At 43.4% G+C, this 18,278-nt stretch carries 21 protein-coding genes; 9 read left to right on the forward strand and 12 right to left on the reverse strand.

Going from position 1 to position 18,278, the window contains the following annotated elements; translation table 11 throughout:
- Nucleotides 1-137 precede the first annotated feature (137 nt).
- From R8G66_03120 to R8G66_03140, 5 genes are all read left to right on the forward strand, one after another.
- A complete protein-coding gene (locus R8G66_03120) occupies nucleotides 138-755 on the forward strand; it encodes a hypothetical protein (GenBank protein ID MDW3191320.1) in 618 nt (205 codons plus the stop codon).
- Nucleotides 752-1,042, forward strand: a complete 291-nt coding sequence (locus R8G66_03125; GenBank protein MDW3191321.1) for a transcriptional regulator — start codon at nucleotides 752-754, stop codon at nucleotides 1,040-1,042. Before R8G66_03120 ends, R8G66_03125 begins: the two co-directional genes overlap by 4 nt.
- A gap of 64 nt (nucleotides 1,043-1,106) precedes the next feature.
- Nucleotides 1,107-1,613, forward strand: coding sequence for a hypothetical protein (locus tag R8G66_03130; GenBank protein MDW3191322.1), 507 nt, complete (start codon nucleotides 1,107-1,109; stop codon nucleotides 1,611-1,613).
- Between the two features lie 41 nt (nucleotides 1,614-1,654).
- Complete coding sequence (gene creD, locus R8G66_03135) at nucleotides 1,655-2,998, forward strand: cell envelope integrity protein CreD (GenBank protein ID MDW3191323.1); 1,344 nt, start codon at nucleotides 1,655-1,657, stop codon at nucleotides 2,996-2,998.
- Nucleotides 2,999-3,020: 22 nt separating this feature from the next.
- Nucleotides 3,021-3,458, forward strand: coding sequence for a VanZ family protein (locus R8G66_03140; GenBank protein MDW3191324.1), 438 nt, complete (start codon nucleotides 3,021-3,023; stop codon nucleotides 3,456-3,458).
- 84 nt (nucleotides 3,459-3,542) lie between these two features.
- Here the strand turns inward: R8G66_03140 and R8G66_03145 are convergent, their stop codons facing one another.
- The 7 genes from R8G66_03145 to R8G66_03175 all read right to left on the reverse strand — a co-directional run bounded on the left by R8G66_03145 (nucleotide 3,543) and on the right by R8G66_03175 (nucleotide 8,338).
- Nucleotides 3,543-3,848 carry a hypothetical protein gene (locus tag R8G66_03145; GenBank protein MDW3191325.1) on the reverse strand — a complete coding sequence of 102 codons (306 nt, stop codon included), beginning with the start codon at nucleotides 3,846-3,848 and terminating at the stop codon, nucleotides 3,543-3,545.
- A 42-nt stretch (nucleotides 3,849-3,890) separates the two neighbouring features.
- Complete coding sequence (locus R8G66_03150) at nucleotides 3,891-4,106, reverse strand: hypothetical protein (GenBank protein MDW3191326.1); 216 nt, start codon at nucleotides 4,104-4,106, stop codon at nucleotides 3,891-3,893.
- A gap of 50 nt (nucleotides 4,107-4,156) precedes the next feature.
- On the reverse strand, nucleotides 4,157-4,789 hold the full coding sequence (locus R8G66_03155) for a copper homeostasis protein CutC (GenBank protein ID MDW3191327.1): 633 nt from the start codon (nucleotides 4,787-4,789) through the stop codon (nucleotides 4,157-4,159).
- Entirely contained in the window at nucleotides 4,789-5,751 is a 963-nt protein-coding gene (locus R8G66_03160; GenBank protein ID MDW3191328.1) for a N(4)-(beta-N-acetylglucosaminyl)-L-asparaginase, read from the reverse strand. Before R8G66_03160 ends, R8G66_03155 begins: the two co-directional genes overlap by 1 nt.
- Before the next feature lie 37 nt (nucleotides 5,752-5,788).
- Nucleotides 5,789-6,433 carry a hypothetical protein gene (locus R8G66_03165; protein MDW3191329.1) on the reverse strand — a complete coding sequence of 215 codons (645 nt, stop codon included), beginning with the start codon at nucleotides 6,431-6,433 and terminating at the stop codon, nucleotides 5,789-5,791.
- A 94-nt stretch (nucleotides 6,434-6,527) separates the two neighbouring features.
- Complete coding sequence (locus R8G66_03170) at nucleotides 6,528-7,307, reverse strand: LytTR family DNA-binding domain-containing protein (GenBank protein ID MDW3191330.1); 780 nt, start codon at nucleotides 7,305-7,307, stop codon at nucleotides 6,528-6,530.
- Nucleotides 7,304-8,338 carry a sensor histidine kinase gene (locus tag R8G66_03175; GenBank protein ID MDW3191331.1) on the reverse strand — a complete coding sequence of 345 codons (1,035 nt, stop codon included), beginning with the start codon at nucleotides 8,336-8,338 and terminating at the stop codon, nucleotides 7,304-7,306. The genes R8G66_03170 and R8G66_03175 overlap by 4 nt, the downstream gene beginning before the upstream one ends.
- A 261-nt stretch (nucleotides 8,339-8,599) precedes the next feature.
- On the opposite strand from R8G66_03175, the gene R8G66_03180 reads away from it, so the two are divergent.
- The 3 genes from R8G66_03180 (at nucleotide 8,600) to R8G66_03190 (ending at nucleotide 12,858) form a co-directional block, all read left to right on the forward strand.
- On the forward strand, nucleotides 8,600-10,414 hold the full coding sequence (locus R8G66_03180) for an acyl-CoA dehydrogenase family protein (protein ID MDW3191332.1): 1,815 nt from the start codon (nucleotides 8,600-8,602) through the stop codon (nucleotides 10,412-10,414).
- Nucleotides 10,415-10,560: 146 nt separating this feature from the next.
- A complete protein-coding gene (locus tag R8G66_03185) occupies nucleotides 10,561-11,760 on the forward strand; it encodes an Nramp family divalent metal transporter (protein ID MDW3191333.1) in 1,200 nt (399 codons plus the stop codon).
- Between the two features lie 177 nt (nucleotides 11,761-11,937).
- Nucleotides 11,938-12,858 (forward strand): CFI-box-CTERM domain-containing protein, encoded by a 921-nt coding sequence (locus tag R8G66_03190; protein MDW3191334.1) that lies wholly within the window; start codon nucleotides 11,938-11,940, stop codon nucleotides 12,856-12,858.
- A 298-nt stretch (nucleotides 12,859-13,156) separates the two neighbouring features.
- Here the strand turns inward: R8G66_03190 and R8G66_03195 are convergent, their stop codons facing one another.
- Nucleotides 13,157-13,723, reverse strand: a complete 567-nt coding sequence (locus tag R8G66_03195) for a carbonic anhydrase (protein MDW3191335.1) — start codon at nucleotides 13,721-13,723, stop codon at nucleotides 13,157-13,159.
- Between the two features lie 84 nt (nucleotides 13,724-13,807).
- On the opposite strand from R8G66_03195, the gene R8G66_03200 reads away from it, so the two are divergent.
- The gene (locus tag R8G66_03200) at nucleotides 13,808-14,329 is read left to right on the forward strand and encodes a 3'-5' exonuclease (GenBank protein MDW3191336.1); all 522 of its coding nucleotides are present in this window, start codon (nucleotides 13,808-13,810) and stop codon (nucleotides 14,327-14,329) included.
- On the opposite strand, the gene R8G66_03205 is transcribed toward R8G66_03200, so the two are convergent.
- Genes R8G66_03205 through R8G66_03220 form a run of 4 tightly spaced genes read right to left on the reverse strand, consistent with a single transcriptional unit; the run spans nucleotide 14,330 to nucleotide 18,263 of the window.
- Complete coding sequence (locus R8G66_03205) at nucleotides 14,330-14,950, reverse strand: DUF2306 domain-containing protein (protein MDW3191337.1); 621 nt, start codon at nucleotides 14,948-14,950, stop codon at nucleotides 14,330-14,332.
- A 15-nt stretch (nucleotides 14,951-14,965) separates the two neighbouring features.
- Nucleotides 14,966-15,580: a hypothetical protein gene (locus R8G66_03210; protein MDW3191338.1), complete on the reverse strand. Its 615-nt coding sequence runs from the start codon at nucleotides 15,578-15,580 to the stop codon at nucleotides 14,966-14,968.
- Nucleotides 15,581-15,604: 24 nt separating this feature from the next.
- Nucleotides 15,605-17,128: a HAMP domain-containing sensor histidine kinase gene (locus tag R8G66_03215; protein MDW3191339.1), complete on the reverse strand. Its 1,524-nt coding sequence runs from the start codon at nucleotides 17,126-17,128 to the stop codon at nucleotides 15,605-15,607.
- Nucleotides 17,129-17,138: 10 nt separating this feature from the next.
- On the reverse strand, nucleotides 17,139-18,263 hold the full coding sequence (locus R8G66_03220) for a hypothetical protein (GenBank protein ID MDW3191340.1): 1,125 nt from the start codon (nucleotides 18,261-18,263) through the stop codon (nucleotides 17,139-17,141).
- Between the last annotated feature and the right edge of the window lie 15 nt (nucleotides 18,264-18,278).

An 18,278-nucleotide genomic window follows, 5' to 3' on the forward strand; every position in this document is an offset into this window, starting at 1 on the left:
TACAAAGTATCACGAAATATTTAGTATAAAGTTACGTAAAGCATAAGATTATATATGAATTTCGAGAAAAATCAACTGTAATGGCAACATTGAAATCAAACTTCCGTACCTTTACTTTGAAATACAAAGTACTTTAAATGGAGAAACAGAAGTATATCAGCGACCTGGAAGACATTCGCAACATCATGGACCGCTCCTCCAGGTTCATTTCTCTCAGCGGCTTATCTGGTGTGATTGCAGGCATACTGGCACTGATCGGAGCTGCACTGGCCTATTACACGGTATTTGTGGACCATAATTATTACAGTTACAGGATAGCAATCCTTGACCTAAACACTACGATTACACTTATTTCCATTGCTTCTGCCGTACTTATTCTTTCGATCTCATTCGGTATTTACCTTTCCTGGCGAAAGGCCAAAAAAAATAATCAAGGGATCTGGGACAATCAATCGAAACGACTGATCATCAACTTAATGATCCCATTGGCAACCGGGGGATTATTGTGCCTCATTCTCATCAGTAAAGGGTTCATTGGTCTGGTAGCTCCCCTTACCTTGGTTTTCTATGGGCTGGCACTGATCAACGCAAGCAAATACACCTTGACGGAAGTCCGTAGCCTTGGCATTGTAGAAGTAACTTTGGGGCTGATGGCCTGCCAATGGGAAGGTTTTGGGCTGATCTTCTGGTGCATCGGATTTGGTGCATTACACATCATTTACGGCATCATTATGCATGTAAAATACGACACGTGAAAGACATCTTAAAAGACCTTAACAAAGCATTTGAAAACAAGATACGACTGGGTATCATGTCCGCACTGGTCGTGAATGACTGGATGGACTTTAATGCCCTGAAGCAGTTGCTGGAAGTAACAGATGGCAACCTGGCTTCTCACTTAAAATCACTGGAAAAGAGTGAATATATCAAAATGAAAAAAGAATTTATCGGACGTAAACCCAACACCAAATACGCAGCAACTACGGCTGGGCAGGAAGCCTTTGTAAAGCACATCAAGGCCATTGAGCAGTTACTCAAATAAAAAAAATTTAACCATTCACTTTGAAAAACAAAGTACTTTTAATTAGCAATAATTATATCAATTCATGCTTCAATCATTTTCAACAAACATCTCACAAACTTCAACTCCGAGGAGACTGCTTGGTCTAATCCTTATTTCATTAGTCTTCTGCATCAGTTCACACGCCCAATTCCAGGACAAGCACAACTACGTGCTCGGCGGGTCGTTGGTCGCCTCCAATAATCTCGGTTTCTTAGATGTGAGATTTGGCAAAACCATCAAACAAGGCAATGTTCTGGGTGTATCAGTTAATGCCAGCCAGGATGCAATCACAGGAATTTCAGGATGGTATCGGTTAACCAGGGAGCTTAAAACAATCTCCTTCCCTATTTTCTACAAGATGGACATTGAAGCAGGGTATTTCGACGAAGATGCCATTGCTGTTTCTGTCAATCCAGGATTAACCATTCCTGTCACCAAATCTGCCTATCTGGACCTGTCATTTGCACTGCTACGGCTGCAATACAGGGATGAGCTAGAAAGCTTTGTATCCGTGAATCGCATTGGACTTGGGCTTGTCCTGGGCATCTGAAAATAACTCTTGTTAAACCTTAATGCTTCAATCTTTCAATTATGAACAATCAAAACATGATCACACAGGCTTTTTCAAAGGTCACCCATTCCGTATCCGCGAAATTGGCGACCATCGCATTTCTCGTTTTACTGCTATTGATACCCGGAAGTATGATCCAGTCACTCATTCGCGAACGAGAATACATGAATGAAACTGCTTCTGAAGAGGTAAGGTCGCTCTGGGCCAACGAGCAGACGGTTAATGGCCCCATTCTTTCCGTGCCGCTCACTTACGAATACAAAGACAGCCAGGGCAATATCAATCAATTCTCTGAATACTGGCATTTACTGCCCGAAAAGCTAAAAGTGAACGGAACAGTCGACCCACAATCCTTGCGCCGCGGCATTTATGAAATCGTAGTTTATGAATCTGATTTACAGGTAGAAGGACAGTTTCAATTAGGTACTGAACCTACAGACAAAGACCTCACTGAAATACAATGGGAAGATGCCATGCTGACTCTGGGCATTTCCGATCTACGAGGGGTTAAGGATGAATTGCAAGTATCTATCAATGGTGAGGTCTATGCATGTGAACCAGGTAGCCTTATCCCGGAGTTGGCACCTTCAGGAGTAACCATACCCTTCCCTATTGAAACCACCACCGATCTGATGGATTTCCGATTCAAACTGTCACTTCAGGGAAGCAAAAACCTTTCCTTTACTCCGATAGGCAACACAACAGAGGTGCAGCTCAGTTCTTCCTGGACCAGTCCAAGTTTCAATGGCAACTTCCTCCCCGATTCCAGGGAATTGTCCACCGATGGATTCTCCGCCAACTGGAAGGTACTTCAACTGAATAGAAATTTCCCAAGTCAATGGATTGGAACGAAACATCATCTGGCTGTGCAACGGACTGCTTTCGGACTGGATCTCATCTTACCGCTGGATGATTACCAGAAATCGATGCGGTCTGCCAAATACGCAGCGATGACGATCGCACTCACGTTTCTGATCTTTTTCCTGATTGAAATTTTGAATAAAACCCGAATCCATCCTTTTCAATACACCCTGGTCGGGCTGGCCTTGTGTCTATTCTACGTATTACTGGTTTCTATTTCCGAACATACATCATTCAATCTGGCTTATGGATTAAGTACATTGGCCATTACTGCGATGGTTACTTTATATGCCATGAGCATCTTCAAAAAATTGAAAACTGTTATCCTTTTGAGCGTTGTACTCATAGCGGTTTACGGGTTTGTTTTCGTGACTTTACAAATGACAGATTTTGCTTTGGTGTTAGGTAGTATCGGTCTGACGATCACACTGGCTGCCACCATGTATTATACACGAAACATCAATTGGTATGCCACCAAAGAAAATGTGGCAGAATTATCTTAAAAGCTCCCAAAACAATAGACTTATGAAATACTTGCGATTCAATATTGATTGGAACAAGCAGCACCGGTTTACGACCGCTCAATTGATCTGCGCTGGCTATCTCATGTTTTTGTGCATGGTCATCGCATTAAAAAACATGAATATGGGAAATTCCGTATTTGGCCTGCTCCACGGCATCCCACATATCGATAAAGCCGGGCATTTCTTCCTCTATGGTTTGCTGACTTATCTGTTGAGTTTTGCCCTGAAACACAGGTCGTTCCAACTAATGACCATTCGTATTCCGTTAGCACCGGTTATTATGCTCATCGCGACCTTTATGGAGGAATGTTCACAAATCTCACAAGAATTCAGAACGTTTAGCCTACTTGACATGTTAGCTAATGCAATGGGTATTGTGTGTTTCAGTATCCTGGCTATTCCATTTACCCGAAAAAGACATCAAAAAGTTGATTTGTGAAGTTGGTTGAGGTGAAAAGGGGTTGACCAATTGGTTGGCCCCTTGTTTTTTTCAATCAAAAGATAACTAGATCAACAATACTCCCTATCGATTTATCAACCAACCTGGTTCCGCGGCAATAGTGGACATCATGATGATCACCTGAACAATGAAGAGAATCATCATGCTTAGATGTACTATGTGTTTGTTGGATCGGAGCGCTATCACCAGTGGAATAACCGCCAAAAGAGCTGGTAAATGGCTTATTTTGAACGGATTAAGTCCCATCAAGAAATATCCGGATACTTGAATGTTAAGTAACAACAACAGCATCAACAGGTAAAACTTATTCTTGTTCTTATAAAAATACTCTTCCCACGACTCGATGGACTCTGCATCTCTAGGGACCAAAAAGGTGGTGATGAAATAATATAATGTAGGCTCAAAAACCGCTTAGAAGAATTTCCATGCCGTCCATTCGATGGTGTGATAAGACCAGGAAGACCAATACGCAAAAATGGTAAGTAAGAATACCGTAATCACTGAAAGCACATGCACCGAATAACGACTCTTCTTTTTCAAAATGGCAGAAAAACCACCGGCCAAATGTAGCAATGACGCGGTGTAAAAGAGCGTCAATGCAATTGCCAGGTACTCGTGAAGATCCATGTCAGGTTTTCAGTTATGGGTTTTGGTTGCTCAAAGGCAAAAACAGCAATCTATATAAGGTTCCCTACAATCAACTTCCCATGATAGGCCTTTGCCCCAATTTCCTGATGCAATTGCTCGACATTCTGATCCGTTACCTTCCCACAAACCACCAATTCTCGTTCACCAAAACAATGAATTAAATCCTGCAACTCAGGAACATGATCACTCGCTTTTCCGCCACCTGTTCCGGAAACCAGTATCGCAGAGATGTCTGTCTCCTTATTCAATAAATCAACCGATCTGGCAATATCGGAAGTTGATTCTATTGCGCGATGAAAAACAGTCTTTAGAGAGCCTGCAGCTTCCACCAATTGATTGGTCAGTGCCAGGTCCACTTCATTTTCATGATTCAACGTACCGAATACCACTCCTTCGACTCCAAGCGTCCTACAAAACCTGATGGTCTCCAGCATTTGTTTTATTTCTTCACTGGAATAGTGGAAATCACCTCCTCGCAAACGCACCATGACCCTGATCGGGATCGTCAACTGGCTAACCGCCTGTACAATCGTTTCTTTATTCGGAGTAAGTCCATCCAGGTCCAGTCGGGCACAGAGTTCGATACGATCCGCACCCAATAGTTGGGCTTTCAGCGCCTGATCGAACCCTTCGACACAGGCTTCTCGAATGAACTCCTTCATTAATACCTCGAAACTGCGTCAATCAATGCATCCTGGGAATCTGATTTTACAGCGTAGTTAAATCCACCATGTAAGCTATATGCACCGATTTCTCCTGCTTTATTGATCGCAATAAAACCAACCTGCAGGTCTTTGACTGACTTTTCTTTTTTAGAAATACGATCTACAATTTCTTCACAAGCCTCTTGTGGTGACATACCATGCCGCATGGCTTCTACCACCATCGCACATCCCGCCGAACGGATCACTACCTCTCCTAAACCCGTCGCAGTGGCTGCTCCGATTTCATTATCAACGAATAAACCGGCAGCAATTAATGGGCTATCTCCTACCCGACCATGCATTTTATAAGCAGCTCCACTGGTAGTACAGGCACCAGCCAAATTGCCGTTGGCGTCCCGGGTCAATAAACCAATGGTATCGTGATTTTCTATGTTGATGACGGGTTTGTATTCGGAAGTCTTCAGCCAATTCTCATAATCCCTTTTGGAAGCGTCGGTAAGCAGGTCTTTTTCTTCAAAGCCATTCTCAAGTGCAAATTGCTTGGCTCCGGCTCCCACTAACATGACATGAGGTGTTTTTTCCATCACCATTCTGGCCACAGAAATGGGATTTTCTATGTCTTGTAAAAAAGCCACCGAACCACACAATCCCGTCTGTCCATCCATGATGCATGCATCCAAGGTCACTTTACCTTCCCGGTCCGGGAACCCCCCAATACCCACGGTTCTTACATTAGGGTCAGACTCCACGACTCGAACACCCTTCTCTGCAGCGGTCAGAGCATCCCCTCCTTTTGAAAGCAACTTCCATGCTTCCTCATTGGCTTGCTGTCCATGCTCCCAGGTGGATATCACCAGTGCTCCTTCGTCAACTTCCGGCGCACAAGCATTTAATGTACTTCCCGCAACGCTCCCGAGACCTAATCCCAGCGATGCTTTGAACAGTGTTCTTCTTTTCATTTAGTGTTAGTTTGGGGTAATATTAATCCTTTAAGCCCTACCAATCGCTACACTTCAACCCTAGAAAACTCATGGCCAGCCAGGCGTAATTCTCCGGACTTCTTTTTGCCACATGGTTCGGATTGGAGATCGCTGCACGTTTTGCCGTTCTGCACCCATGGATATGCCGATGAAAAGGCATCCCTGCCTCATGTCCTATTTCGTGAATGATGACTTTATCCTGAAGATGTGTCCGATAAATAAAAAAATCCTCACACAAGGTGATGCGTACTTTTCCATAAGGTATGGTCCATGCTGATATCCAACCACGGCACCTTCCACGGTTCTGTTTGGTTACATGCAGAGTCACTTTTTTTGACATCCGCTTCCGAATCCTCAATATCCTCCGGCGGGCCATTTTCATTTTATCAGCAGACCCAAGCCACGTGACAAAATGCTCATCTTCCTCCCATTTTTGCTTTCTCAAATTATCTCGATTCGACCAATTTTCAGGTGTCACATACCAAATCGACTCCATGGCCTCATACATAAGCCCTACAGCTTCTTGTGCTGTCTGAAAGGCCATTACCACTGCTACCGAATCATTGTAGGAGTACTTCCCATTGATCTTCAGTCGATCAATCGTTTGCCCGGAAGAGGCATATTCCAGAAAAGATAGCCCAATAAGTATCCAGATTCTCATGAACCTTAAAGATATCATGGGTCTGTGAACCTCAATTACTTTTTTTGATGAGCAGTACTGCTAAAATCAAGGGATTCGTTCCAAAAAAGTAGTGTTACTGATCCAGCCATTGCTTGAACTCCTGTACACGCTCTCTCGCCACAATAATATTTTCGTCATCATAGTGTTTAACCACCAACTTTAATCTCGAATTGGAGAAAGACAACATGTCATCAATGGCGTCCAGGCAAATGATGAATTTTCGGGAAATCCTGAAAAATTGTTTTGGGTCCACCAACTCTACCAGGCGATCTAAAGGAAAATCTATGATAAAGTTTCTGCCTTCTTTGGTTAATATGAAAGTGGTCTTGTCCTGGCTATAAAAAAGGTTGATCTCTTCGATCGCGATGGTCTTGATGTGGTCTCCGATCTTGACCACAAATCGCTTCTTGAACTCAACTTCTTGTTTGGTCTCTACCCCGCCACTGAGCGTCTTCAATATCTTTTTAAGGTCACTTTGGTAATCCTGCTGAGAAGTGGCCACAACCTGACTTTCAAATTTGGCAATCGCATCTTCCAATTCTCCGGGATCGATTGGCTTCAATAAATAGTCCACCCCATTGGTCTTGAATGCTTTGATCGCATACTGATCATAGGCAGTAGTAAAGATTACAGGTTTCTTCAGCGGGATCTGATCGAAGATCTCAAAAGACAAACCATCCGCAAGCTGAATGTCCATGAAGATCAGGTCGAACTTTAACACGGGCAATGAAATGGTTGCACCCTCTACAGAATCGAGGGACATAACAAATTCATAATTGGGCCGGATCTCGGTCACCAGCTTCTTCAATCGGTTGGCGGCGATCTGTTCGTCTTCGATGATGATGTATCTCATGGTTTCAAATTTAAGACAGGTAACAAGACTTTGAACACTCCTTCCTTATCAGAAATATCCACAGGAACATTCGATAAATAGGCATATCTCGCCTTCAGGTTTTCCAAACCCGTACCGGTCGAATCTTTAGTTTTTTTCAGGTTAATGACATTGCTGACTTCTATGTCTGCTCGTTTATAGGCTATTTTGATCTCAAGTGGCTTGGCCGAAGAAACCACATTGTGTTTGATGGCATTTTCTACCAATACCTGGATTGCCAGAGGCGGAACAAACCCCGCAGACTGCTCTCCTTCTATGCTCAATTGTAGGTTATCACCAAAACGAATTTTTTGTAGATAGATATAGGACTCGACAAAGGCCATCTCATCCTTTACCGGCACCACCTCCTGATCTTTCTTGTCCAACACATATCGATAGACTTCAGAAAGTTTACGAATGAATTGAACTGCTGCTTTTTGATCATCGTAGACCAACGAACTCAAAGCATTGAGGCTATTGAACAAAAAATGAGGATTCACTTGATTTTTCAGGCTCTCATATTGGGAAGCCACCTGCTCTGTTTTCATTCGTTCAATATCAATCGCAGCCTGCTTCCAATTCATCAGAAACCCTCTTCCATGCATAATGATATTGATACCATAGGTGACCCATAAAACGTTGCTCACCCAAGAAAAGGAATACCTGGCGAAGATATCAGGGAGTGGGGTCCTATAAATAGCATACTGGAAAATGAAATGGTTGATAAAAGTAGCCGCGGTTACTAAAAGCGTCACTCCTATGGCTGTTGCAATTAATCTTCTCAATGGAAACCGAAGCCAGTCCACCCAACGATCGAGCAAGCTCACCAGATATACACTACCCTTCCATAGCAAAAGCCAGGAAAAACCTGAATAACTCCCTTGAATCAGGGCATTGTCCCAGGGACTCCAACACTGACAAAAAACAAAAACCTCCAGGCAAAATCCCAGAAGAAAAATCAGCAAAGATTCGATGATGTCTTTTCGAAGTTGGGCTTTGTTGGGCTTACTCATATTCGTCGGTCAATTTAAGGTTGTTCACTGGAATTCACAGCAATATGTTGACACTACCTTTTTAAGGTCGAAAAATCTACACCCAGCCGTCGATTGAACTCGATGAATTGCATAAAAAAGTGAACCAAAGAAAGAAAATTCAATAAATAGTATGCATGCATAACAAATATTGCTTTATATTTGAAAATAGTATGCATGCAGAGCATTTAATGCGTTATAGCAGCACAGGTACCCAATTAGAGATTTAGAAAAAAAGATACAATGGAAGCAATTGCAGCGAAAGAAGCCCTGAAAGGAGGAGAATTCCTCGTCAAAGAAACAGAAGCAGAAGACATCTTCATCCCTGAAGAATTTACCGAAGAACAAAAAATGATGGCAGCTGCCACCATGGATTTTGTCAACATGGAAATCAACCCTCATGTTGAAGTAATGGACGACCAGAACGCCAATCCCGATTTCATGCCAAAGGTGATGGAAAAAGCCGGGGAACTTGGTTTGCTGGGCATCAACATTCCTGAACAATACGGTGGGCTGGGAATGAGCTTCAACACAGGGATGCTTATTGCAGACGTAATTGCTCCCTCTGGAAGTTTTTCAACGGCATATGGCGCACATACAGGAATTGGCACACTTCCTATCCTTTATTATGGTAATGAAGAGCAGAAACAAAAATACCTTCCCCTTCTTGCTTCAGGTGAATGGAAAGCTTCTTACTGCCTGACTGAGCCTGATTCAGGTTCTGATGCAAACAGTGGAAAAACGAAAGCTGTGCTTACCGAAGATGGCAAACACTATCTGATCACTGGTCAGAAAATGTGGATCACCAATGCTGGCTTTGCCGATCTATTCATTGTATTCGCCAAAATTGAGGATGATAAAAACCTCACTGCATTCATCGTTGAGAAAACTTATGGTGGCATCACCATGAACGATGAAGAGCGCAAATTGGGAATCAAAGGTTCCTCTACACGTCAGGTATTCTTCAACGATTGTAAAGTACCAGTAGAGAACATGCTTTCTGAGCGTCAAAATGGATTCAAAATTGCAGTAAACATCCTGAACATCGGACGGATCAAATTGGGATGTGGAGTGATTGGTGCTTGTAAAGATGTGGCTAACCTGTCTACCAACTACGCCAATGAAAGAAAGCAGTTTGGTGTATCCATCTCTAGCTTCGGTGCAGTGAAACAGAAATTGGCAGAAATGGCTGCTCGTACTTACGCGGTAGAATCTACGTCTTACCGAGCGGGTCAAAATGTAGAAGATAAAATTGATGCACTAATCGCTGAAGGCATGACCCCCGAGCAAGCCAAACTTAAAGGTGTAGAACAGTTTGCGATTGAGTGTGCGATTATCAAAGTTCATGGATCAGAAGAGCTGGCATGGATGGTAGATGAAGGTGTCCAGGTATATGGTGGCATGGGATTCTCTGAAGAGGCTCCTATGGCGAGAGCGTTCAGAGATGCACGTATCGCGCGCATCTATGAAGGAACCAACGAGATTAACCGCATGCTTTTGGTAGGCATGATCCTGAAAAGAGCGATGAAAGGTGAATTAGACCTGTTAGAGCCTGCAATGGCTGTAGGTAAAGAATTGACCTCCGTTCCTTCTTTCGAAACACCAGACTACTCTACTCCTCTGGCCGAGGAAATGGCGGTAGTAAAATCCCTAAAGAAAGCGGTCTTGATGGTGGCAGGAAAAGCAGCTCAGACTTTCGGACCTAAATTGAACGATGAACAAGAGATCTTGTTGAACATCGCTGATATGGTGATAGAAGTTTATGCGGCAGAATCTACCATTCTTAGAACCCAAAAATTAATTTCTAAAACCGGAGAGGGCGCTAACGAGTTATACACTGACATGGCGCGCCTGTACCTGGATCGAGCTGTACGCAATATCAAGAATGCAGGCGATGAAGCAGTTGCTTGTTTCACGACTAGCGATGAGCTTAAAGTAATGTTGATGGGCATGAAGCGCTTCACGAAAGCTGCACCTGTCAACACCAGAGACTTGCGTCAGCGCATTGCGGATGTGATGATCGAGAAAAACGGATTCCCATACGCATTGTACAATTAAACCAATGTGTCTATAAGAATAAGCCTGCCAGCAATGGTGGGCTTTTTTTGTATGTAGGAGTCAATAGGCAGCCATACAACATCCAGACCGTACGCAAATCAAACAACTTGCCCTTCCACCTACCAGAATTGGTTTAACTTCCCGGCATGATCGCTTTGAAGAAATACTTCGGCCCAAGCACGTTGGTTGCTGCCGCTTTTATTGGACCAGGCACATTGACTACCTGCACAATCGTCGGGGTTCAGTCTTCCTACAGTCTGCTTTGGGCCATGTTGTTTTCGATCATCGCTACCATTGTATTGCAAGAAATGTCGGCAAGGTTGGGTTTCATTACCCAAAATGGACTTGGTGAAGCGTTCAATGCACAGTTTCAAAAAGGATTTGCCCGAATTCTGGTCTTTTTTCTGGTTATCGGAGCGATCCTGATTGGAAATGCGGCCTATGAAGCGGGAAATATCTCCGGAGGTATTCTGGGATTGGAATTGTTGATTGGCGATTATACAGCCTGGCCGATAGTCATTGGTGGCATTTGTTTTGCACTCTTGTTTTTTGGAAAATACAAATGGATTGAAAACATCCTGATCATCATGGTCTTGTTCATGAGTGTGTGTTTTCTGATCACCGCCATACTGGTTAAGCCAGACGTCATCGCTATACTATCGGGATTTATTCCAAGCAATTTGGGAGATACGGATTTCTTTTTAGTGGCCGCTGTGATTGGCACGACGGTTGTGCCATACAACCTCTTTTTACACGCTTCAACAATCTCAAAGAAATGGAAACCCGGAGATTCACTGAAGGATCTGAGAATTGAAAATGGCGTGAGTGTTGCGCTAGGTGGATTGATCTCGATACTCATTATCATTACAGCAGCAAGCTCTGGCAATGCAGTCGGTTCAGTGACCGGAGCCAAAGATCTTGCCATCCAGCTGGAACCGCTTTTTGGTGAAAGTGCCAGATGGTTCATGGGACTTGGCCTCATGGCCGCCGGCATCAGCTCAGCGCTAACTGCTCCCCTGGCGGCCGCTTACGCGGCAAAAGGTCTTTTCGGATGGAAAGATGAAAAACAGTGGTCTTTTCGACTGATCTGGATGTCTATCTTGCTATGTGGAGTACTCGTGGCATTGACCAATTTACCTCGCGTCGCTGTGATCCAATTTGCGCAAATCACGAACGCGCTGCTACTCCCCTTTACAGCTGTTTATTTGCTTTATTCCTGCAATTCAAAATCCTTACTAGGCAAAAATACCAACGGATGGCTCATCAATGTATTAGGGGTCTTTGTCGTACTGATCACCTTGATCTTGTCTCTGCGGTCTTTGAATGGGGTATTTGGATTTATGTAGTTGGTCACCACATAGATTCAATTATCACATTCATTAGGCAAATCATCATACCCCCGAAAGAATATCCTTACACACAGACTTAATAATTCGAATAAATCTTGTTAACTGATTTGATTTGAAATAATGATTTATTAGGTTCACCTTCACAACTATTTAAAACAACAATTATTTCTTATTATGAAAACAACACAAATCGGGGGATTAGTATCCCTGAACTATTTTCAAAACCATTACAAAAGTTTCAAAACAAAATTTCAGTTACCCAGTGAGGTAAGCATTGATCGTCAGGCATTGGAACGTACCTTGAATGCTTCGGATTTAGTCAAAGGTATTCGATTTACTTTTGGTCTTGATGACCCACAAAACATCAATAGCCTTCGTGTAATTCTGGTACCTTGTTCAAGTCGATATGAAGATGATCCGAGAAATCATCCAATAATATCTTCCCACAGCTATTTGGATCACCGGTCTGAATCACACAATATTTATGACGTCTGTCGAATGATTTCCAACTATGTCAGTTTGATCAACTCACAACGACCGGATTGGCCTTATAAAGAAGTTACTCGAGGCGCATTTTTTGGGAAAGATTCCATTGCTCAGTTTGTAAAATCGATAAATAACGAGGATGTGAGCTTGTATTTAGGCTTCAATGACGCGAATGGTTTTATTGTGCCTATTCTCGGGCCAACAGACGATCTTAACGGCCCTTTCATGAATATTGGTACTCCTTGTCCCGATGTGTGTCTAGATGAAGGCGAAACTACTGATAATCCCTGCCCGGTAAGCATCGCAGTAATCAGGTGTGCGGAGGAAAATCAACTGGATATACATCGACAGTTTCGAGATCAATATCTGCTAACAGCCGAAGATGGAGGAACGTACTACGAACTATATTACTTTATTTCTCCTATGATCGCTCATGTTTTGAGTGCGCAGGAGAATACTACCGAAAAGTTGGAATTCATCTATAATGAGAAGGTAGTTCCGTTTACTCAATTAGTTCAGAAACAGAAAAATGAAGAGGCTTTTGAATTTCTAAAAGAAACGCTGAGGAGTTGGGTGCTTCAATATGAATTCAATTCAGCACATAGATAAGATCATCGAATGGAATAGGAAGCTGTCTCGAGAGGGTCAGCTTCTTTTTTTCCGAGTCTGGAATATTGTTTTATCTATCTTATGAATCTGGTTACTCAGTCTTCTTAACCAATTGCATGGTTTCCTACACTACAGGAAACATGTAATAACATCATCGCCCTTATCTACTTATGCAAACAAGGGCGAGCTGTCAATAAGTCTATAAAAATTCGTTCTGATCAAGTATTAAAAAATGCCAATTGATGGCTCATCAACCCCACCACCAAAAATCCTGATCAGTAACATGTAAATAAAATCCTTAATCAAGGAAATCTACTACGCCACTGTCCAGGTTGTAGTAAGCTGATACAATCTTTAACCCTCCGTTTTCAACAGCACCACTGATGATGGCAGAACGTTTGACCATTTCCTCGGCATTGAGCCTGGCGTTGGTCTTAACAACTTCACTCACAGGTGCGTTCGGAGAAGCAGCTATCGCCGGGCCGATTTGCGAAAGTAAAATATTCAGATTGTAACCATTGTCACCACCCGCTAGAGCAGCACCTACAGCTCCACAAGCTTCGTGCCCCATCACTACGATCAACTTAGTTCCTAAATGTGCAACTGCATATTCAATACTCGCAATGGTGTCCGTATTGGCGACATTGCCAGCAACACGGCAAACGAAAAGGTCACTAACACCAGTATCAAAGGCCGCTTCCGGAATAACGCGGCTATCGGCACAGCTTAACACTATTGCCCAGGGTTCTTGTGAACTATTCCATTTGGTTCTGGCTGCCTGATCCTGATTGGGGTGGGTTAATGATCCTTCTGTGAATCGTTTATTGCCTTCTTTCAGTTTTTCTAATGCTTCACTCGCTTCCATGTATCTTATCTTCAGATTTTTGGTCTAAAATACTAAACCAAAACCTAACTTTAAGATTCAGGTAAAAATTTAAGCCAAGGACCATTGACGCTGGAATCATTTACTGCCATCGATTTTGAAACCGCCTTACCGGACCCCAACAGCATCTGCCAGGTTGGGATGGTTCGGTTCGTGGATGGCGAAATTGTCGAAAAAATCAATCAATTGATCCAACCTCCCAAAAACAGGTATTATCACAAAAACATTGAAATTCACCACATCCGACCTGAGGACACCAAGCATGCTCCTACCTTCGATCTGTACTGGCCTGACATCAAACATTTGATCCAAGGACAGGTAGTCGTAGCACATAATTCGAGTTTTGATGTCAATTGTCTAAGAAGTACGCTGGCGCATTATGGCCTGGAACAGCCAGAATTTGAAGAGAGGTGCACCCGGACCATCTACCGGCGAGGATTGGCTTATTTAAGTAAAAAATACAAAATCGAGCTCAAGCACCATGATGCTTACAGCGATGCGCATGCCTGTGCTCAGCTTTACTTAAAACATCTTCAGCGCCAACGTTTACCGAAGACCGGGAACTTATTCCCCGGGTATTTGGGCTAATTAAGCGGAGGCTAATTCCTTACTTCTTTGTTGCTTTCTGATCACCAGCTCAGCAAAAATAAGATTGGGAACCCAACACAACCAGGCAATGATGACATAACCGGTTAGGAATGGTATCCCGACGATCATAAAGGCTGGAAGCCAAAGTCGTAAGGTAACTGCCGCAAAACACAGGGCATAGCTCCTGATCATCCAATGTTGATGGCCCTGAATATCTCCCTGCCTCACACGTTTCCAGGCCATGAAAGAAGTAAACAACCAGCCCAGGGCCAAACATGCGAATCCTATTTTTGCAATGATCCCACCCGTGGCATCCAATGAAATGTATAATCCGGCAAGTCCGCTTACTGTTACTGAAAGCAGGTATACTTTCCCCAGCACCCGATGCAAAGCCATTTTTTTTAACCTTAGCCTGGAACTAAACTGTGGCCAGCCTACCAGCAGCGCCATGCCTCCGGGAATGATGTGCAGATAAAACCCGTACATCCAAAAGCTTTCCAACAAGTCCGCACTTTTGGTGTTAAGTAGTCCTCCTTGCATATCCAAAATCAAATAGATGCCCGGATAAAGGCCGATACTAATTGCAAACAGTCCAAAAAAGATCCACGATAACTTTGACATAAAAAAATGAATCGTTTAGTCTCCAGTTACGATGTTCAGCCTTAGTTTTTGGAGAAAGGAATCATCCAACATCCACAAGAAGAATGGTGAAATATTCACAACCACACCTGTGAGTTCTGATTTAACGTAAAAAGCTGTTTTGGTATTAAAGTTCTCATTCAGTAAAAACTCATTCACTTCATCCCCTTGTAAGATCATTACTTCCGGAACTTCACTTAGCAACTGAACGCCAAGGAATTCTGATATCTCACCGATGGATAAAGCAGCGATCATGTTTTCGATCTCTGACATAAAACCATGCTTCATGAGCTTGTTTTCTGAGACGGTCCCGGAGACACGCATCCCTTCTGGCACACAGACCTGGTTGATCAGGTCCACTTCATGCGCGTTGATGACGAAATAAAAGGCACCTCCTACCTCTCCCTTGAGCTGAACCTTCACCAGATGCACTTTGAATCTACCGAGCTCATCGAAACCTGAGATCGAACGAAGGCGTCCTAATCCAAAATCCAAAAGATTACTCTTGATCCGGATCTTGAGCATTTTTTCCATGGCATCGGCAGATTTCATCAAGGCACTTTCGACAAGTTCCTCCAATAGTTCTGCTTCTTCCTGGTTGAGTGCCCTCATAACTGATACTGAGGTAACGTAAGGCTAGCTTGCTCGGTTAAGAATAAGCGTGAATTTTGCACCTTTTTTGGGCAGGCTTTCCATTTTCAGATCGCCTTTGTGCAAATCCAATACAGTCTTAACAATATACATGCCCAAACCACTACCGTCCACATGATTGTGGATCCTGTAAAATGGCTTGGCAATATCATCTCGGTATTTAATTGCATCAAAACCTAAACCCGTGTCTTTGATGGTCAAAACAACCTTTCCATTCTCCATTGAAGTTTTCAGATGGATATGTAATGGCTTATCAGGGTTTCGATAGGTCAATGCATTCGAGAGCAAGTGATGCATCACGCACTTTAGGTGAAACTTAGGATATTCAATCTCCTTACATGCACTAAAATCTTTTCGGATCACTGCTTTTGTAGCTTTGATCTCATCCTTCATTTCCGATCCTACTTCGGATAGCATTCTATCAAAACTCAGACGCTCCGGCTTAGCAGATAGCTTATCTCGCAACTTATTGACTTCATTTAGCGCGTCAACGGTTTCTCCCAATTGCTTCGTAGATCTCTTGGCATTATTGACGATCACTTCATAGTCGCTGGGCCGGATATCCGTTTTGCTAAGCATTTCCAACAAGGAAGTGATGTTTTCGATCGGAGCCTTAAGGTCGTTAGCCGCACTGTAGGAGAAATGAATGAACTGGTCAATTTCTTGTTGCGACTGCTGCACATCGGCGGCCATCTTATTGAAGGCATCGACAATGTCTTCGGTAATCGCGGAATTTCTTAGTTTCAAGCGCGTGTCCAGATCACCCGCTCCTAATCGCTCAGCACCATTCCGAATATCTTCCAGGGGTCTCCAAATGGTGTAACTGAAGGTAAACACGGCAATCAAGGACAGGATGACGAAAAGCAATGTTAACGTCACAATCCATTTCATGGAAAGCACTTCTTCCTCTTCCACAATGTTGACCAGCGCTTCGGTGAACATCTCGTGTCGCATCAGCACGCCTTCGATCTGCTTGTTAAACTGATCTTCCTCCTTCTCTACTTTTTCCACAATGAGCAAAGCACCGTCCAGGTCACCTTCTTCCAGCATCGTCAACACTTCAATGGCATGCTCTTCGTATCGGGTATGATCACTCTCCAATTTTTGAAGTGACAGCAATAATCCACGAAGCTTCACCAATTGGGTTTCTTGTTCCGTCCGCTCCATGGCTTTCTTCACTTGCAATTCTGCATCCAGAAGGTCCTGATCTACGCGATGAGCCAGGTCAATGAATGAACTATCAGCTTCTGCAAAGTTGACCAGTGCCAACTCATTTCGATCGGTTTCCTCGGCATATCGTATGGCCTTCTCAAAACTGATGGATTGCTCCAGTTGATTGGTCTCAATCAGCGTAAGCAGCTCAATCAACGGCAGATCGATATTTGCGACATCATCCACGTCTCGGTGAGTGGATGCTACTCTCAGAAGCGTCACTGCAGACAAGATCAGCAACAAGGTGATGATGAAGCTACTTCTCTTTAAAATGACGTCCCTTACTCTGTTTCTCATACGTGTTTCCTTATACACCAGAACCAAGCTGGTCAAATTCGATTTTAGCGCTCATAACTCTCACTGCCTCATCCAAATTCATCGTTTGTATCTTGAGCCTAAACAACAATTCTTCGTAGTTTTCCCGGTCATCCCAGCTGATCTTGATCAGGTCTAGCAATCCCAAAATATTTGCTATCGGACTTCTCAGGTTATGAGAAGCATAAAATGCATGATCATTAAGCTTTCGCTCCAGCTCATCCTTCTCTCGCTGGATCCTTTTTTCTTTCTTGGAATCTGTGACCACCACCACGCGGGCCTCCCGGTCCTTGTAAGTTACCCTTGAACTGGAAAGTTTGGCAATGAATGCCAGGCCATCTTTGCGTTGTTGGATCAACTCTACTTGTCTCCAGACTCCTACATTTTTCTTACCCAGCAAAGACTCCAGCTGATCTTTCTGACTTGGATGAACCAGCTGCATAAGTTTGACTCTTCGGAAGGAAGCTAAATCCGGATAGTCATACAACTCAAGGGCTTTCTTATTTCCATCCAACAATTCCAATGTATCTGTATCGAATACCCAGAATGGCACAGGTGCTTCAAAAAACAAGGTATCCCTACTCGCTCGGCGCTCGCGCTGAAGGGCCAGGCTTGTCTGGTACGCCTGCTGCAAGACACTGGCAGCAGCTCCTAACTCGATTTCATCCTCAGCATTCCATTCACGAGTCTCTGAAACCTGCTCGAAAGAAAGCAATCCCAACAACTTCCCATCAAACCGAACCTGTTGCGTAAGCATTGATTTCATCGGAAACATGGTCGAACAACTTCTTTTTATCTCCGAAAAGTCAATCGAATCATCTATGCCGGAATGTTTACTTACATAAGTATTTTTTAATGCCTCATAAAGACCGGGGGCATTGTCTTCAGAAATGACTTCCTTCGGAGAAAAAGCATCTTGCTTCCGCTTATGGACTCCCGCAACATTAAAAGTTCGATTGATCGGATGATGCATCCAAAACGTCACGCGATCTACTGCCTTAGACACAGCTATCTCACCCAGTAGTTCTTTAAGGAAATCCTTGAACCTACCGGCTTGTAGATGCGAAGACTTAGCAAGCCTCGGTGAACATGGCGATATCGATCTGGTATCTGGCATCTGGCGATTCTTTCA

Source organism: Cytophagales bacterium (assembly GCA_033344775.1).
GTDB lineage: Bacteria > Bacteroidota > Bacteroidia > Cytophagales > Cyclobacteriaceae > JAWPMT01.

Bases quoted from the DNA above. Each gene is read 5' to 3' on its own strand.
- R8G66_03120 (MDW3191320.1), top strand. From the start codon at position 138: ATGGAGAAACAGAAGTATATCAGCGACCTGGAAGACATTCGCAACATC.
- R8G66_03130 (MDW3191322.1), top strand. From the start codon at position 1,107: ATGCTTCAATCATTTTCAACAAACATCTCACAAACTTCAACTCCGAGG.
- creD (MDW3191323.1), top strand. From the start codon at position 1,655: ATGAACAATCAAAACATGATCACACAGGCTTTTTCAAAGGTCACCCAT.
- R8G66_03140 (MDW3191324.1), top strand. From the start codon at position 3,021: ATGAAATACTTGCGATTCAATATTGATTGGAACAAGCAGCACCGGTTT.
- R8G66_03150 (MDW3191326.1), bottom strand. From the start codon at position 4,106: ATGGATCTTCACGAGTACCTGGCAATTGCATTGACGCTCTTTTACACC.
- R8G66_03155 (MDW3191327.1), bottom strand. From the start codon at position 4,789: ATGAAGGAGTTCATTCGAGAAGCCTGTGTCGAAGGGTTCGATCAGGCG.
- R8G66_03160 (MDW3191328.1), bottom strand. From the start codon at position 5,751: ATGAAAAGAAGAACACTGTTCAAAGCATCGCTGGGATTAGGTCTCGGG.
- R8G66_03165 (MDW3191329.1), bottom strand. From the start codon at position 6,433: ATGAGAATCTGGATACTTATTGGGCTATCTTTTCTGGAATATGCCTCT.
- R8G66_03170 (MDW3191330.1), bottom strand. From the start codon at position 7,307: ATGAGATACATCATCATCGAAGACGAACAGATCGCCGCCAACCGATTG.
- R8G66_03175 (MDW3191331.1), bottom strand. From the start codon at position 8,338: ATGAGTAAGCCCAACAAAGCCCAACTTCGAAAAGACATCATCGAATCT.
- R8G66_03180 (MDW3191332.1), top strand. From the start codon at position 8,600: ATGGAAGCAATTGCAGCGAAAGAAGCCCTGAAAGGAGGAGAATTCCTC.
- R8G66_03185 (MDW3191333.1), top strand. From the start codon at position 10,561: ATGATCGCTTTGAAGAAATACTTCGGCCCAAGCACGTTGGTTGCTGCC.
- R8G66_03190 (MDW3191334.1), top strand. From the start codon at position 11,938: ATGAAAACAACACAAATCGGGGGATTAGTATCCCTGAACTATTTTCAA.
- R8G66_03195 (MDW3191335.1), bottom strand. From the start codon at position 13,723: ATGGAAGCGAGTGAAGCATTAGAAAAACTGAAAGAAGGCAATAAACGA.
- R8G66_03205 (MDW3191337.1), bottom strand. From the start codon at position 14,950: ATGTCAAAGTTATCGTGGATCTTTTTTGGACTGTTTGCAATTAGTATC.
- R8G66_03210 (MDW3191338.1), bottom strand. From the start codon at position 15,580: ATGAGGGCACTCAACCAGGAAGAAGCAGAACTATTGGAGGAACTTGTC.
- R8G66_03215 (MDW3191339.1), bottom strand. From the start codon at position 17,128: ATGAGAAACAGAGTAAGGGACGTCATTTTAAAGAGAAGTAGCTTCATC.
- R8G66_03220 (MDW3191340.1), bottom strand. From the start codon at position 18,263: ATGCCAGATACCAGATCGATATCGCCATGTTCACCGAGGCTTGCTAAG.